This window comes from Ohtaekwangia koreensis, assembly GCF_900167975.1.
Classification (GTDB): Bacteria; Bacteroidota; Bacteroidia; order Cytophagales; family Cyclobacteriaceae; genus Ohtaekwangia; species Ohtaekwangia koreensis.
In genome coordinates, this window is sequence record NZ_FUZU01000004.1 from 836780 (window position 1) to 853976 (window position 17197).

9 protein-coding genes are annotated in these 17197 nt (G+C 42.1%); 1 reads left to right on the forward strand and 8 read right to left on the reverse strand.

Translation table 11 applies throughout. The features are described from left to right. Positions 1 to 94 precede the first annotated feature (94 nt). The 8 genes from B5Y40_RS26705 to B5Y40_RS26740 form a co-directional block, all read right to left on the reverse strand. Positions 95 to 4810, reverse strand: coding sequence for a type I polyketide synthase (locus B5Y40_RS26705; RefSeq protein WP_079689906.1), 4716 nt, complete (start codon positions 4808 to 4810; stop codon positions 95 to 97). A 332-nt stretch (positions 4811 to 5142) separates the two neighbouring features. Beyond that, positions 5143 to 9192 carry a hybrid sensor histidine kinase/response regulator transcription factor gene (locus B5Y40_RS26710; protein WP_245840818.1) on the reverse strand — a complete coding sequence of 1350 codons (4050 nt, stop codon included), beginning with the start codon at positions 9190 to 9192 and terminating at the stop codon, positions 5143 to 5145. A 146-nt stretch (positions 9193 to 9338) separates the two neighbouring features. After that, positions 9339 to 10724, reverse strand: coding sequence for an MFS transporter (locus B5Y40_RS26715; RefSeq protein ID WP_079689908.1), 1386 nt, complete (start codon positions 10722 to 10724; stop codon positions 9339 to 9341). Positions 10725 to 10778: 54 nt separating this feature from the next. Continuing rightward, complete coding sequence (locus B5Y40_RS26720) at positions 10779 to 11450, reverse strand: beta/alpha barrel domain-containing protein (RefSeq protein ID WP_079689909.1); 672 nt, start codon at positions 11448 to 11450, stop codon at positions 10779 to 10781. 81 nt (positions 11451 to 11531) lie between these two features. Further along, the gene (locus tag B5Y40_RS26725) at positions 11532 to 12530 is read right to left on the reverse strand and encodes a sugar kinase (RefSeq protein WP_079689910.1); all 999 of its coding nucleotides are present in this window, start codon (positions 12528 to 12530) and stop codon (positions 11532 to 11534) included. A 234-nt stretch (positions 12531 to 12764) separates the two neighbouring features. Further along, a complete protein-coding gene (locus B5Y40_RS26730) occupies positions 12765 to 13586 on the reverse strand; it encodes an SDR family oxidoreductase (RefSeq protein WP_221408991.1) in 822 nt (273 codons plus the stop codon). Positions 13587 to 13597: 11 nt separating this feature from the next. Next, positions 13598 to 14647, reverse strand: a complete 1050-nt coding sequence (locus B5Y40_RS26735) for an oxidoreductase (RefSeq protein ID WP_079689911.1) — start codon at positions 14645 to 14647, stop codon at positions 13598 to 13600. Further along, on the reverse strand, positions 14644 to 15354 hold the full coding sequence (locus B5Y40_RS26740) for a beta/alpha barrel domain-containing protein (RefSeq protein WP_079689912.1): 711 nt from the start codon (positions 15352 to 15354) through the stop codon (positions 14644 to 14646). Before B5Y40_RS26740 ends, B5Y40_RS26735 begins: the two co-directional genes overlap by 4 nt. Positions 15355 to 15442: 88 nt before the next feature. Here B5Y40_RS26740 and B5Y40_RS26745 point away from each other — a divergent pair, with 88 nt between their 5' ends. After that, a complete protein-coding gene (locus B5Y40_RS26745; RefSeq protein WP_079689913.1) occupies positions 15443 to 17089 on the forward strand; it encodes a UxaA family hydrolase in 1647 nt (548 codons plus the stop codon). The last annotated feature ends 108 nt before the right edge of the window (positions 17090 to 17197 follow it).

The window sequence follows — 17197 nt, forward strand, 5'->3', positions numbered from 1 at the left end:
AGCAGTGAAACATGAATGCGTTAAATACAAAGTATACATGTAGTGATTACCACCACATGTATACTTTGTATTACGTCAGGATTAAGAAACTAAATTATAAAAGAGTTTTAACAGTTTGAAGCGTCTTGCTATAGATCTCTTCTTGCACCAGTTGTGCTACAAACACTGCGTCTTGTTCGATATAGCGGTGTCCGCCTGAACGATTTATAAGTTTAAAAGAAGCAGCCGTTTCTTTTTCCCACTCTTCCATCTGATGTCTCTTCACGCGTTCATCTTCATTTCCGTGAATAGCAACAATCGGAATGTCTAATGGCTCTTCTCTAACAAACTCATAGTGATACAGGAACTGCAAGTCGGCACGCAGTATATTAATAAGAAGACTCTGGATCTCCACATCACCAATGTTATTGATATCAAGGTGTGGATACATCTGAACAAGTTCTTCGTTGGACAACGTATAGTCTACCTGTTTTTTATCGTACGCACCAAGTCCGGAAGTTGACGAAATGAAAAGCGTTTCCGGTAAGGCAATTTTCCTTCTGCGTAACTCGCGACTAATTTCATATGCGATCATACCGCCCATACTGTGACCTAGGAATATATAGGGCTTATCCAGTAAACCTGTAATCAAAGGCATGATGTCGGACATAAAGGTTTTGAAATCCACATACGGAGTTTCTTCCATCCTTCTACCTCTTCCTGGCATTTCTACAAGTACGAGCTCGGCTGTTGATTCATCGAGAAGATTTTCCCAACCATTAAAGAGCGATGCACTTCCTCCGGCATCATGAAAACAGAATACACGGAAAGACGCTTTCGGATTTGGTTTCGGAATAGTAAACCAGTTATTGGCGTTGTTCTTTGGTTGTATAGTAGTTTCAGTGTGTCCATGAATCTCTGCCGCCAGAACATCCTTCAGGTAAGAAGAATAATCTTGTATACTAGGATGCGACCAGAACATGCCTACCGGTAATTTAATCAATAACTCTTTCTCCAGGAGATTACGGAGTTGTACAGCCATCAATGAATCAACTCCCATGCCTTTAAAGGTCATCGTATTTTTGATCCGATTCGGAGAGATCTTAATTACCTTCGATACATGATGTATGATCATCTGCTCAAGCACGTGCTGCTTTTCATTCTCAGCTTTTATCGTTGCATAGTTTTCAAGGAAAACAAAACCTTCTTTCTTCTGACCGTTACTATTTGCCTTGGCTGCTTTTCGTTCAGCAATACCTTGCAAACCCGTAATGCTCATCACCGGAGTGTTATCAAAATTAGAGATGGTTATATCTGCACTGAACTGCCATGTATTTGAATTCTTCTCATGCTTCACCAACGGATGGAATACAAGGAAGCCTCTTAACTCACGACTATAATTTACAGCAGCATGCAACATTATACTGTCGATTTTATCGAACCGTACATCCAGGAAGTTACCCTCTTCAAGTATACTGGTAAGCTGTCCATATATAGGTTGGAAGAAGCTACTCATCAGGGCCGGATGTATTTTATACTTACTTGCCGTAAGATGAACATTCGGGTCAGCCTTGATAGAGAACAATACATTCGGGAAAGGTCTGCTTCCAACTTTATCCAAACCGGTTAATTGCTGGAAGTGCTTGCCGTAATTAAATCCGATAGAGCGGAGTAAATTATAGTATGTGATACCTTCGGTATATGCAGGTGCGTGATATTCTATTTGATCGAATATCTCTGGAACGTGTACGGTTTCCTTTGTCACGCGAATGTTTCCTTGTGCAAGCTGGATCCATCCTGATTCCCGGTCTTCTTTTTTAAAGATATATACCTGGCCCTTTTGATTTTCATTGATCGTCAATTTAACCTGTATATCTACACGTCCGTTGTCAGACAATGTTATATAGCGGGTAAAATCAAGATCTTCTATGCGTACGGGCACATCGTTGAATATTTCGGCAACCGCCTCCAATACGATTTCAATATAGCACGACATCGGAAGTTCCACCCGATCCTGAACGAGACGTTCGCGCAAGTATGGGAATTTGTTCAGGCTCACAGCCGATTCCCAATAATATGTATTCGCGATGTTAGCCAGATTAATTTTACTTCCTAGCAATGGATACTTTGCTGTTACATCCTTTATAGTCTCAAGTTCTTTTGAAAGATCTTCTATCTCAAACCTCTCGCGCTGGAAAGGGTACAACGGAAGTGTAGCATCCGGTGCCTTACTTGTTCCATAGTATATCTTCCAGTTAACCGGATATCCTTTGCTATAAAGATCACCCAAGTTCTTAAGCATGGCTTCGAGCTCAGGATTATCACGCTGTAGTGATGCAAGGGTAATGATCTTCTTACGATTATACTCTGCACACTCGTTTACTGCGTTTACCAGTACCGGATGCGGATTCGCTTCTATAAATATAGTATGCTCGTCCTTTAATAGGGTTTCAAGTACGGATGCAAATTGTACAGTACCCCTCAGGTTATTTACCCAATAGTCTGCACCCATTTCCGAGCCTTGCATTACTTTATTATATACCGTAGATACAAATGGTATCGTAATTTCCTGTGGTACTATATCTTTCAATTCCTGACGCAGTGGTTCTTTCAACGGGTCCATCTGTGGACTGTGTGAAGCTACATCTACTTTTACAAGCCTGCAGAATAATCCTTTTGCTTCGAGTTGTACCAATACTTCATCGATGGAGGCTTTATCACCTGCCAATACCGTTGATTTATGACTGTTGTTAACCGCTACAGAAAGTTTACCTCCATATGTAGCGGCCACTTTCTCCGCATCCTGACGGCTTAGTTCTGTTACGGCCATTGCTCCGCCAGTACCGCTTACCGTTTTCATCAGGCGACTACGTTCGCAAATAATTCTTGCTGCATCTTCAAGTTTCAGTGCTCCTGAAATATAGGCAGCGGCTACTTCACCCATGCTATGTCCGACAACGGCTTGTGGTTGTATACCCCACGACATCCATAGCTTGGCAAGCGCAATTTGCATCGCGCATATAGCAGGTTGAATAACGTTGATCTCGGTGAGGCGACTAGTCTCTGGTGTAGCATTGATCTGATCAATCAACGACCAGTCTGTAAACGGACGAAAAGCTGTATCACATGCAAATATAGTATCTCTGAAAACTTTCTCTTTTACCAGGAGTTCGCGTCCCATGCCTAACCATTGTGCACCTTGTCCCGGGAATACAAAAACAATTTTTGCTTTGTCAGATATAGGTTTACTTGGTATTACCTCTGATTCGTCTTCAATGAAATTTTTCAGATTGGATAACATCTGCTCAGGTGTGCTTCCTGTAAACAGCATGCGGTGGTCAAACTCAGGCTTACGCAGCGCTGTGGCGATGCATATAGCTTTAAAAGATTCGTCATCGCCTTGCTCAATTTCTTTTGCATATGCCCGTGCATAGTCTTTTAATGCCTGCGATGATTTCGCGGAAAGTGGCAAGCAATATATTTCAGGAGTAGCTATAGTCTCTGTGGATTGTTTCTTAACCGGACGATATTCTTCCAGTGCTACGTGTGCATTCGTTCCTCCCCAGCCAAATGAATTTACTCCGGCTTTAAATGTTTCTCCATTGTTTACCGGCCACGCAGTTAAATCTTTTTGAACTTCGAGTTGTAATTCCTCGAATGGAATATTCGGATTTGGATTATTAAAGTTCAGGTTCGGAGGTAACGTTTTGTGTTGCATGGCGAGCACAACTTTAACAAGCCCTGCTATACCAGCCGTTGCTTCTGTATGGCCGATGTTTGTTTTTACGGAACCTATACGAAGTTTATTTCCGGTTCTGCCTTTTCCAAAGAACTGTCCTATCGCAATCGCTTCGTTCGGGTCGCCCAGCTTTGTTCCGGTGCCGTGAGCCTCTATATAATGTACGTCATGCGGATCTATACCAGAGTTGGTATATACTTTCTCGAAGAGTGATATCTGACCTTCCGTGCTGGTGGCAGGAAGTGTATCGTTGAATCCATTGTTATTAACCGCTGTGCCGCGGATTACTGCATATATCTTATCACCATCGCGTTCAGCATCCGACAATCTCTTTAATAACAGAACGCCACCACCTTCACCACGAACAAAACCATCCGCGTCTTTATCAAATGTACTACACTTGCCTTTCAGGGATAAACCTCCAAACTGTGTAAGCTCTATATATTTGTCAGGATCAAGAATATGGTTTATACCGCCTACCACAGACATTTCCGATTCGCTGCTCAGCAGATTCTGACAAGCCATATGCAGCGCCACCAAAGAGGCAGAGCAACCAGTGTCAATCACCAGGCTTGGTCCGGTAAATCCCAATGCAAACGAAACGCGGTTAGCCACTACGTTGGATGACATGCCGACAGCGGAGTGCAATGTAGCCTTGGCATTTTTTGCTTTCCGATAGTGTTCGAAGTCTGTCCAGATGTTACCGACAAAAACGCTTACGTTTTTTCCTTTTACTTCATTGAATGGTAACGTTGAATTCTCAATCGCTTCCCATGCAAGTTCCAACATCAATTTTTGAGATGGACTCATCTCGCTGGCCTCCGCGGGAGATATATTAAAGAATAATGGATCGAAGTCGTGAATGTTGGATAACAGCGATGCGTGACGTTGATGTGTTTTGCGATCTGCGTGTGGATCCGGATCGTAATATTTGTCTGCATCCCAACGCTCCTTGGGTATTTCTGCTATAGTATCTTTTCCGTTTTTAAGGAGTTCCCAGAATTCCTGGAGAGAATTTGAATTCGGAAAGCGGCAAGACATTCCAATAATAGCGATTGATTCTTGGTCGGGAGAGTTTTTCGGAGATTTCATAAAACTGGTTTTTTATTTGGGTGGTACAACAAATTTATTCAACCCTATACTTACAGACCGTTTAATAAAGTGGAAAAGCTTACTTTGAGAAGGTTTTAATTGAAATCGTTTCCAGAAAAAACATAAATAAAAAGTTTCTGCTACATAACAGCGTACGTATGCATATAGTACGGTTTCATCTATACATGTAAAAAATAGAAAAGCGGAAGGATATACTACTAAATTTTGTTTTCAGGTATAATCTTACATTCACGATATATGAAATATCGGTTACTTACTTTGCAAGTACTATACTTTATAAAAAGTATACTTTCATCAGTTAAAGTATAGTATCATTTCTTGATTCGTCTCTCGGCTGCGTATGCAGAAGGCAACATTTTATACTCTTCCTTAAAGTATTTAGTGAAGTACTTAGGGTTATTGAAACCAACTTTATAGGCTATTTCTGAAACCGTAAGCTGACTTTTCTCCAGCATTTGTGCGGCCTGCTGCAGGCGGATCACGCGGATAAATTCCAGCGGACTCTTTCCCGTTAGCGCCAACAGTTTCTTATAAAGGTGTACACGGCTCATACCGAGCTCACGACTCAGGTCTTCTACAGAAAAATTAGTATCCGATATATTATCCTCCACGCACTTGATTGCACGCTCAATAAGTTTCTCGTCCAGTGAAGTTATGTTCACATGACTCGCCTTTATCTCAATCTGTTTTCTGAAGTCTTTCTGGAATGATTCGCGTTTCTGAATCAGATTTCGAATACGCGATTGGAGAATTTCAAAATTGAAGGGCTTGGTAATATAGTCATCCGCGCCAATTTCGAAGCCCTCCATCTTTTGTTCCTCGGTAGTACGCGCGGTAAGCAGAATTACCGGGATGTGCGACACACGTGTATCATTCCTTACTTTACGACAAAGTTCAATGCCGTTCATCTCCGGCATCATCACATCACTCACAATCAGGTCAGGCAATGCAGAGAGTGCCTGGTTCCATCCTTCTTTTCCGTTTCGGGCTTCTATAATTCTATAGTGTAGGCGAAGGTTATCCTTCAGGTAAAAACGGAAATCTTCGTTATCCTCTACTAATAAGAGTGTAGGAGCTTCCGATTGCTGGCTTTCGTCCCATACAGGAGCAACGTCTTCATTCACAACTGATGCTGTTTCATGTATAGTTACACTCTTCACTGGAATGGATACCGTGAAACAGCTTCCTTTGCCTACTTCACTTTCAACGGTGATATAGCCCTCGTGTACGCGCACAAACTCTTTGGTGATCGATAATCCTATACCACTGCCCTGGTTAACCATGCTGGCGGGCAGATCGCTTTGAAAGAAGCGTTCAAATATTTTTTCCTGTTTATCCGGTGATATACCGATGCCGGTGTCAATCACTTTTATTTCCAGCCACTTTCCTTCGGCTTGCTGAAATTCATTTACGAGTACAGAAACGCTGCCATGTTCGGGTGTAAATTTGAAAGCGTTCGACAGAAGATTGAAAAGAATCTTCTCAAGTTTATCCTGATCAAATATAGTCTCAAGTGACTCCAGAGACGATTTGAAATCAAGCTTGATATCCTTTTTCTCTGACATATCAGAAAACGAAAAAGTTGTTTCGCTGATAAATTTGATAATGTCGCCCTCGAATGGATTGAATTTTATTTCCTGTACTTCAAGCTTTCTGAAATCGAGCAACTGGTTTACAAGATTTAACAATCGCCTGGCATTGCGATGAATGAGTTGAAACTGTGTGCGCTGATCATCACTGGCCGCCTTCATCAGTTTTTCAACTGGTGTAAGGATTAATGTGAGCGGCGTTCGAAACTCGTGACTCACGTTTGTAAAAAACTTGAGCTTCATCATGTCAAGTTCGTGCATCCGTTGTGCTTCCTGGCGCTCTTGTTCAATTATAAACTTGAGCCGCTCACGCTGTTGTATAAGCCGTCTGGTAATCAGCAACGCTGCCATCAGCAGGCATATATATACTACAAATGCAGCTCTCGTTTTCCAAAACGGCGGAAGGATTGTAATCTTCATAGACGTCCCGGCTTCGTTCCACACGTCATCGTTGTTGGACGCCTTCACGCGAAGTATATATTCACCAGGGTCAAGATTCGTAAAGGTTACGCGCCTGGAGTTTCCATCCGTTGCAAGCCACTCTTTGTTAAATCCCTCCAGCTTGTATTTATAGCGACTCTTCTCCGGAAGAAAAAAGTTCAAGGATGCAAATTCTATTGAGAAAACATTATCGCTATAGGAAAGTCGTATTTCCTTTGTGTGCGTGATGGCTTTTTCAAGGATTACATTTCCCTTTATCTCTTCTCCTATCTTTACTTCTTTGTTGAAAATCTGCAAGCCGGTAAAATGCACCACCGGTTTTTTATCGTTCATCCGGATATCGCCCGGTTTGAATATATTAAAACCGTTTGGACCACCGAAGATAAGTTTGCCTTCACGTGTTCTATAGGCTGCAGCCTCGTTGAATAATTTTCCCTGTAAACCATCTGACTCATCGTAATTTCTAAAGCGAAATGAAGCAATGGTGCCGTCTGCATTTCGTCTAATAGTTAAATGGGACAATCCTTGTGGTGTGCCCATCCAAAGATTACCGCTACCATCCTGTAGCAATGTAAGTACGGTGTTATGAGGCAAGCCATCTTCCTGACGAAGTACCCTAAATGTTTTCTTCTGCTTGTCAAAGAGATTTAGTCCTTCTTTTGTACCAACCCACAATGTACCATGCCCATCATCCAACATTGTAAAAACATTGTTATGCGCGAGGCTGTTTGGATTATTTACATCATTTAAATATTGCGTGAAGGTTCCCGATTTACGATCATAGAAATCAAGACCATACCCGGTGCCCATCCATAAATTCTTATCGGCATCTTCAACGATAGCCGTTACATAAGTAGAGTGAACAGAATTGACAGCGCCTGATGGATAGTGTATAAAAGAATTCGTGCTCCGGTCAAAGCGATCAGCCCCTGCGCGTAATGTTCCAATCCAAAGTTGTCGTTCAGAGTCCTCAAAAATATCCCAGATGTTGTCCTCACTTATACTCTTTGGATCTGTTGAATGCCGATAGTGTATAAACTTTTTTCCGTCAAAGCTATTTAACCCTGCGTAGTATGTTCCGATCCAAAGCTTTTTATAACTATCAAAAAGGGTACTTACAATTACATTGCCGCTTATGCTATTCGGGTTTCGGGGGTCATGCGTATATTGTCGGAAGCGATCATTTTTCGGATCGTATTGTATCAAGCCCCCCCCATTCGTTCCTATCCATATATTACCATCATCGTCTTCGGCGAAAGAATTGATATCATTAAACGGCAAACTGTTTTTGTTACCTGCTTCGTTTCGGAATAACGGGAACCTGATTACATTTTCATGATAATAATTGACACCTCTTTTATAGGTACCAATCCAGATAAACCCATCATAATCTTTATATATAGTCTGTATGCTATTCTGGCTTAAGCTTTTATCATCATCTTTATTATGTAGTATATATTGAACAGAGAAATTCTTTTTGTTGATAATGTTAACGCCTCCATGATCGGTTGCAACCCAGATCATCCCTTCATTATCCTGCACCACCCCACGGATAATATCTGTGTTCAGTTGCAGCTTTGCAGAGCCCTTATGAAAATGATGCAGGGCCGGCTTAGAAACATCAAAGTAATATATACCTTTATTTGAATTCGTAAAGTATATCCACAAGTCACCATCGGCATCTGCGATCAGGTTATAATCCAAAAGCTCATTCTTGTATTGTCTGTGAATAGTGTAGTTCCGGTATACTACAGCAAGTGTTTCTCCATCGAGCTTTTCAAGTATACCATTTTGGTGCAAGATCCAGAAATCTCCAGCCTTATCATGTGCCATGGAAGCCACCCTGCTGCTGTGTATCGCGGTAGTATCCTTTTCGCTTTGATTGATGCGAATCGTTTTTTTCTGCGCAGGTATATATTTAAACAGGCCGGACGTAACGTGCATGAACCAGTAATCTCCGTTACGGTCCTTCACAATATCGCTGATCAGTCCGTCAGGAATAGTATAGTGACGAAGAAGGGGATTTACGTTACGTGTAAATTTTTCTGTTTCAGGATTGTATACGCTTATACCGGCATATGTGGTAACCCAAATTTTCCCGGAAGGGTCTTCAAAAATTTTAAAGATGTCATTGTCTCCAATGGAGGAAGTATCGCGAGGATCGTTTCGGAACACTTTTGCTGTGCTGCCGTCAAATCTATTCAGGCCCGAGATAGTACCAATCCAGATAAATCCCTGGCTGTCCTTCAGAAAGGCTTTCACCTGACTGTTGGACAAGCCGTGGTTCAGATCAACGTGTGAGAATCGATATTGACCGTTTTGTGCGTACACACTGTTAAAGGCCAATAATAAAACAGCAAAACAATAAATAAACAATCTGATTGACATGGAGCTTCACCTCTGAAGATGAAGTGAAATATAAATAATTAAATTTTTATACACTCCATGAAAACAAAATGTTCGTACTACAATTGTTTTTATAAATCTGTAATGGGTTTATACTTCGGCACCAATGCTTTCATCACGCTCCATGCGATAAGATAAGCAACGGCACAAATTGTAAACATGATTGTATAGCCGGTTTCAATATGACCGAGGGCCTTGTAATGATCGAACAATGCACCGCCCAATTTTGTAAGGAATACAGCGCCAATACCTCCGGCCATACCACCTATACCAACAACAGATCCAACGGCTTTTTTAGGAAACATATCTGATACGGTTGTAAATATATTTGCGCTCCACGCCTGGTGTGCAGAGGCACCTATACCGATCAGCAGAACCGGAAGCCAGAAGCTTAGAGTTCCCAGCGGTTGCGCTGCCAGTACAACCAATGGAATCAACGCAATCACAAGCATGGCTCGCATGCGTCCATCATATACTAAATATCCTTTGCGGATAAAGTACATGGGAAACCAGCCGCCCATAACGCTGCCCACCATCGCCAAAGTATACAATAAAGCAAGTGGAAGCACGATGGCCTGATCAACTATACCATACTGTGCTTTGAGATACGCTGGCAACCAAAAAAGAAAAAACCACCACACACCATCCGTCATAAATTTGCCAAAGGCAAACGCCCAGGTTTGTTTATAGCCTAACAACTTTACCCACGATACTTTCTGTTTTATAATTTCTTCATCTACAACGGGTGCTTCACCATCTTCATCGCTGTTGATATACTTGAGCTCAGCAGCTGAAAGTTTTTTCTGTTTCTCCGGTTTCTCATAAAAAAATAGCCAGAAGAATAACCACAAAAATCCGATAAATCCAATAACGATGAAGGCAGCTTCCCATCCCCAGTTTCTGTAAATCCAGGGCACCGTGAGTGGTGCCAGAATAGCTCCTATATTTGCACCTGAATTGAAAATACCGGTAGCAAAAGAACGCTCGCGCTTCGGAAAATACTCAGCAGTTGCCTTAATCGCGGCCGGAAAATTACCGGCTTCACCTATAGCAAGTAAAGCTCTTGAAAACATAAACCCTGCGACAGAAACGGAAATCGCTCCTATACCCAGCCATCCAACCAAAGCAGAAATACTTTCGCCCAGGGGTATAGCAACAGCATGCACTATAGCTGCGGCAGACCAAATGATAATTGCCCATCCGTATCCCCACTTGGTATCAAGCTTATCAATAAAGCGCCCTGCAAAAAGCATGGAGAGTGCATAGGTAAATTGAAATACAGCGGTGATGTTTGCATAGTCGCTGTTGGTCCATCCGAAAATTTCTTCGAGCCGTGGCTGCAGAAGACTTAACACCTGGCGGTCGAGGTAGTTAATGGTGGTTGCAAAGAACACCAAAGCACAGATCGTCCATCGATATTTACCAATCGCCTGGCTTACGTTTTGAGTTTTTTCCACAGTATAAGGGTTTGGGTTGTTGAATCGTTTTAAGGTTGATGAATTACATTGTTATCAAAGCGTTTCGCCTCTTAATCTCTTTACTATACCTAATATCTCCTGTACATTGTTTTCGAGTTGCTTCCAATTCTTTTCTGCAAGAATTTCTTTTGTAAAAAGTTGTGAGCCCATTCCAACACACATGGCTCCTGCTTTAAACCAGGCCGACAGATTTTTTTCATTGGGTTCTACTCCTCCGGTGATCATCAATTGCAAATCGGGAACAACCGGCATAATGGAAGAAATAAACCCTGGGCCGAGTACAGAGCCTGGAAATACTTTTATAACCTCTGCGCCATTTTCTTTTGCGGTCACAATTTCCGTTAGCGTAGCACATCCCGGCATCCATAGTTTACCATGCGCGCGGCAAACTTCTGCCATCTCCAATTTCACAATGGGAGATATAATGAAGTCAGCACCAGCATCTATAAATTTCTTTGTAGTGGCTCCGTCCATCACCGTACCGATGCCAATCATAAGTTCCGGGTAGTTACTCCGTTGTTTCAGCAGGTGAACAAATACATCGTACGAATTTTTCTTACGGTTGGTAAATTCAAATACGCGTACACCACCTTTATAGGCAGCCTCTACTACACGCTGCGCTTCTTCAGCATTATCATGCGTAAACAAAGGCACCACCCCTATACGCTTCATCGTATCTACTATCTGCTGGTTTGTAAATTTCATCTCAAAATATTTTTATAATTCTATACTATATTTAGTCCAGGCTTCAATCCAGTTTTATACTTTGGTATTGAACCGCTTAAATTACCTCAACAACTTTCCAACATTCTCGCCTTTTACCAACTGCTCAACCTCATCTACCGTTACAGTATTTACATCGCCTTCTATCGAATGTTTCAGTACGCTCGCTGCGGTTGCAAACTCTAAAGTATCAGTATCGGTTTTAGAAGTTAACACGCCATAGATTAAGCCCGCCATAAAAGCATCACCTCCCCCTACACGATCTACTATATGCGTCATCTCGTATTGCTGCGATTGGAGTAACTCTTTGCCATTCCACAGGAGACCGGTAAGTCTGTTATGAGATGAGCTTACCGAATCGCGTAGTGTAGTTGAAATTTTCGTTGTATTGGGATACGCTTGCTTGAAGGCTTTGCAGGCGGCTTCAAATGTATCGCCAGATATACCAACACAGTTCTCCATATCTGCTATACCGGCAATGATCACGTTCGTTGACTCGATCAGCGATGGCATTATATCGCGTGCAGTCTTTCCATACTGCCACAGATTTCTGCGATAGTTTATATCACCGGAAATCGTGAGGTTCAATTTCTTTGCAGCCTGTATAGCTTCTTTACAAACATCGGCAGCACCTTGCGAGATAGCCGGAGTAATACCGGTCCAGTGAAACCACGAAGCATCTTTCAATACTTCAGACCAATCAATCATTCCAGGTTTGATGTGGGAAAACGCTGAGTTGAAACGATCATATACAATACGCGAAGGGCGTTGCATAGATCCATTCTCCAGAAAATATATACCCATACGCTCGTCACCATATATAATATAGCGCGTATCTACACCATATCGTTGCAAGGTTTGTGTTGCCGTTTTACCAAGATCATTTTCGGGGAAACGTGTAACATGGGCTGTATCAATTCCAAAATGACTTAGCGATGCTGCTACGTTAGCTTCCGAGCCGGCATATAAAGCTTTAAAACTTTCGGCTTGTGTAAACCGCGCGAATCCCGGTGTTGAAAGCCGAAGCATAATTTCTCCGAATGTGATTACTCTTTTATTCATTCCTCTTTCGTGTTGTTGTTTTTATAGTCCGGAAGTCCGAAAAGTCGGAAAGTCCGGAAGTATGTTTATAGTCCGGAAGTCCGAAAGTCCGGAAGTAATGCACTTAATATTTATGCGTTAGTCTTATAAAAAGGATATGCTATATCTCAAAATATACCCTGCCACACTCAAGTCGTCACCACCATCCTCTTCCCGACTTCCGGACTTTCCGTCTTTCGGACTTCCCCACTTCCCTCAAACCCCGGTAAACGCACTAAACCCCCCATCCACGGGTACTACTATTCCAGATACAAATCGTGATGCATCGGAACAGAGCCAGAGTAATGTTCCATTCAGTTCATCGGCTGCACCGAAGCGGCCAAAGGGTGTACTGCGTATAATGGATTCACCTCTTGCTGTCAGGCTTCCGTCAGCATTGGTTAATAGCGTTTTGTTTTGTTCTGTTAAAAAGAATCCCGGTGCAATTGCATTTACGCGAATTCCTTCGCCAAACTTCTTCGCCATTTCAACCGCCAGCCACTGCGTTAGATTATTGATAGATGCCTTTGCCGCAGAATATCCGACAACACGCGTCAAGGGACGAACCGATGTCATCGATGATATATTTATAATTATACCTTTCTTTTTGGCTACCATCACTTCACCAAATACCTGCGATGGCAATACCGTTCCGGTTAAGTTCAAGTCCACTACTTTTTGAAAGTCATCGATTTTGAGATCGAGAAAATTCTTGTCGGGAAGAATCGTAGCTCCAGGCATATTTCCTCCTGCACCATTTACCAGTATATCAATTGTTCCGTACTGGTCGAGTATAATTTTCTTTGCTTCTTTTAACTGCTGTTCATTCAATACATCGGCAGAGACTCCAATTGCTTCGCCTCCAGCTTCTTTTATCTCCTTTGCTAATATGTCTGCAGCTTCTTTTCTTCGTCCGAGGATAACCACTTTAACACCAGCTTTTGCCAATGCTTTGCTCATGGCACTACCCAATACTCCGGTTCCTCCGGTTACAACGGCTACCCTATTGCTCAAATTGAATATATCTTCAATATACATGGATGTGATGTTTAAAATTTTATCGCTTGTCTCGTACGGTTACTTTCATAGCATGCTTCAATCAAGCGAATAACTTCACGTGATTCTTCCGGTTTTACTGCCAGCGGTTTATTCTCTCGAATGACTTCGTATATATTGTTGTAGAAGTCCATATAATCACCTGGCAGGGTTTCGATAACACCTTCCACATGTAATCCATCAACGGTAGTATTCAATTTTCCCCAGTATTGTTTTTCTTCTGTGCCCCAGCCCGTTGTACCAGGTATCTTCTCTTCTTTCAATGCTTGTTCCTGTGGATCTATACCATACTTGATAAACGATCCTTCTGTGCCATGCAATATATACTGTGGTCCTTGTTCACGAACGAGGTAACTTGATTTTACAATGACATGAAAATCGCTATACTGTAACCGTATATCATAGTAATCATCTACTTTACCTCCGGGACGCTGTATGCCGATGCGCGCATCAATTTCCCTTGGAAAGCCAAACAGGTTTATAATCTGATCAAGCATGTGAGAGCCCAGATTATATAGTATACCTGTGCCTTTACCGGTTTCTTCTTTCCAGGTGTTGGGCTGTATATAATTTCGGAAGCGGTCGTAATGCACTTCCAGTTCCGCTATCTTCCCTACTAATTTATTCGCGATTATTTTTTTTACGGTAAGAAAGCCTCCATCCCAACGCCTGTTTTGAAATACAGTAAGGATCTTGTTTTTCTTTTTTGCCAGTGCAATCAGTTGATCCGCTTCTGCTGCCGTTACGGTAAAAGGTTTTTCAACGATTACATGTTTGCCAGCTTCGAGCGCACGCGTCACATAATCTACATGTGTATCATTGGGAGTATTTACTACGATCAGTTCAATTGCAGGATCTTCAAATACTTTTTCTACGGTGTTAACAATGCGTGCATCAGGATAGCGCTTGCTCGCATGTGTACTCTTGCGTTGAACGATGGTATGCAAGTTAAAATGTGCGTGAGCCGCGATGAGCGGAGCATGGAATACTTCACCTGACATTCCATACGAAAGTAATGCTGTTACAATTGGTGCTGAGGTCATTCGGAGATTGTGATCGAATTGGTTCTTAGGATAGACGTTTTTATTTGCTTGATCCCCTGAAGTGCTCTGTAAACATTACCTTCAACTTTCACCCAATCCTTCACAGCCACATCTTCGCGGGTAAACAATGATTCACCTAACCTAACACATAAAGCCCCTGCATCAAACCAGCCTTGCAGATTATTTTTTACAAGCGTAACACCACCCGAGGGTATAAAAGATATTTCAGGGTGAACGTTTACAACCTGTTTCAGAAAAGCCGGACCGAGAATATTACCCGGAAGAATTGTAACCAGCGATGCTTGCAATGCTTTTGCCTCTGCTACATCGTGAAAAGTAGAGCAGCCCGGTATCCATACTACATTGTTTTCATGACATACCCGTGCTACATCTGCATGCAGAAAAGGTGATGCTATAAAATGTGCGCCTGCCTGAATAAAACGATTCGCTTGCGAGGCATCGAGTACTGTGCCTGCACCTATAATTATATCGAGTTCTTTTGCTTTTTCTGCGAGCCATGTAAACATGCGTAAACCGCGTGCATCGCGCTGATGTGTGAATTCAAACACATTACATTCACAGCGTTTCAGAATCTTCATGACTTCCAAAACACGGTCTATATCCTGGTGATAAAAAAATGGGATGACACCATTTGTATTCAACGTATTAGAAAGTTTGGAGAGTGTCGTTGTTACCGTGCGGTGCATGATTAATTATATTAATTTCGTCCTTTGCTTTAAAATTAAAAGTGTGTAAATTGCGCAATCGATTGCGCAAGATACGTGATTTATCAATATGTCAAACAGATTTCTAAAAATTCATCCGTCTGATAATGTTTATGTAGCATTGACAGACCTCAAAGCCGGAGAAAAATTATCCCTCAATGGAGGATCGCTCACGCTGGTGGACGATATTCCGGCTAAACACAAGTTCCTTGAAAAACCCTTACAGCCAGAAGAGGAAGTTATTATGTATGGAACTGTGGTTGGTAAAGCACTCTCCCCTATTAAAGAGGGTGGTGTTATCGGCACGCACAACATCAAGCATAAGGCTGCTCCTTATTCCGGAAGAACGAAAACTTACCAGTGGACACCTCCCGATGTATCGAAGTTCAAGGAGAAAACCTTTCTCGGTTATCACCGCGCAGATGGTCAGGTAGGAACTGCGAATTACTGGCTTGTTATACCTTTGGTATTTTGCGAGAACAGAAATGTTGAAGTAATCAGTAAGGCATTTATCGAAGAGCTTGGTTTTAGCAAGCCTGATGCTTACAAAGATTATGTTCACGAATTGGTAAGTCTATATAAAGAAGGAAAGACCGATAAACTCTCGTCTGTTTCATTTCAACCTACCACAGCGAATGGCCATTCACGCATCTTCAAAAATATAGATGGTATAAAGTTTCTAACGCATCAAGGTGGTTGTGGTGGTACCCGTCAGGATTCACAAACCTTATGCGCTTTGTTAGCAGGCTATATTCACAATCCAAATGTAGCCGGTGCCACTATACTTAGTCTCGGTTGTCAGAATGCAGAGATCAAAACACTGCGTGAAAGATTTCAAGCGCTTGATCCAAAAGGTTCAAAGCCCGTTATCATTCTTGATCAGCAACAGTCCGGCACAGAACAAGAGTTACTAACACAAGCTATACAGAAGACATTTATAGAGCTGATCGAAGCGAATAAAATAGAACGCAAGCCTGCTCCGCTTAGTAAACTTGTTGTTGGCTTGAAGTGTGGCGGCTCCGATGGATTCTCTGGTATATCTGCAAACCCTGCTATAGGGCATACATCAGATCTATTGGTAACACTTGGAGGCAGTACAATTCTCTCTGAGTTTCCCGAGCTGTGTGGTGTTGAACAAGAGTTGATCAATCGTTGTGAAGATGATCAGGCAGGTGAACTCTTTATTAAACTGATGCGCACATATTCCAACGCTGCTGAAGCGGTTGGTTCAGGTTTCGATATGAACCCGTCACCTGGAAACATTAAAGATGGTTTAATCACGGATGCTATAAAATCTGCTGGTGCTGCTAAAAAAGGAGGAACAGCTCCAGTAGCAGATGTACTGCAATATGCAGAGTATATCAAGAAACCAGGACTCAATTTATTATGCACCCCGGGTAATGATGTTGAAAGTACAACAGGAACTACAGGATCAGGTGCACAGATTATTCTCTTCACTACAGGACTTGGTACTCCAACGGGCAACCCGGTATCTCAAGTGATTAAGATTGCTACTAATTCTAAACTCGCTCAGCGAATGCCTGACATCATCGATTATGATACTGGTGGAATTATTTCAGGTGAAAAAACGATCGAGCAAGAAGGCGAGGATATCCTCGATTTCATTATCGATGTTGCCAGCGGCAAGATTACTGCTAAGGCTGTTGAATTAAATCAAGACGACTTTATACCTTGGAAAAGGGGAGTATCTCTATAGATTAAACACGCTATTTATGCTATTGAAAGGGGATTATAAATTAATCCCCTTTCTTATTTGTACTTATTCTAAATAGAATCCTACATTTGAGCTGTTTATAATAAGTCT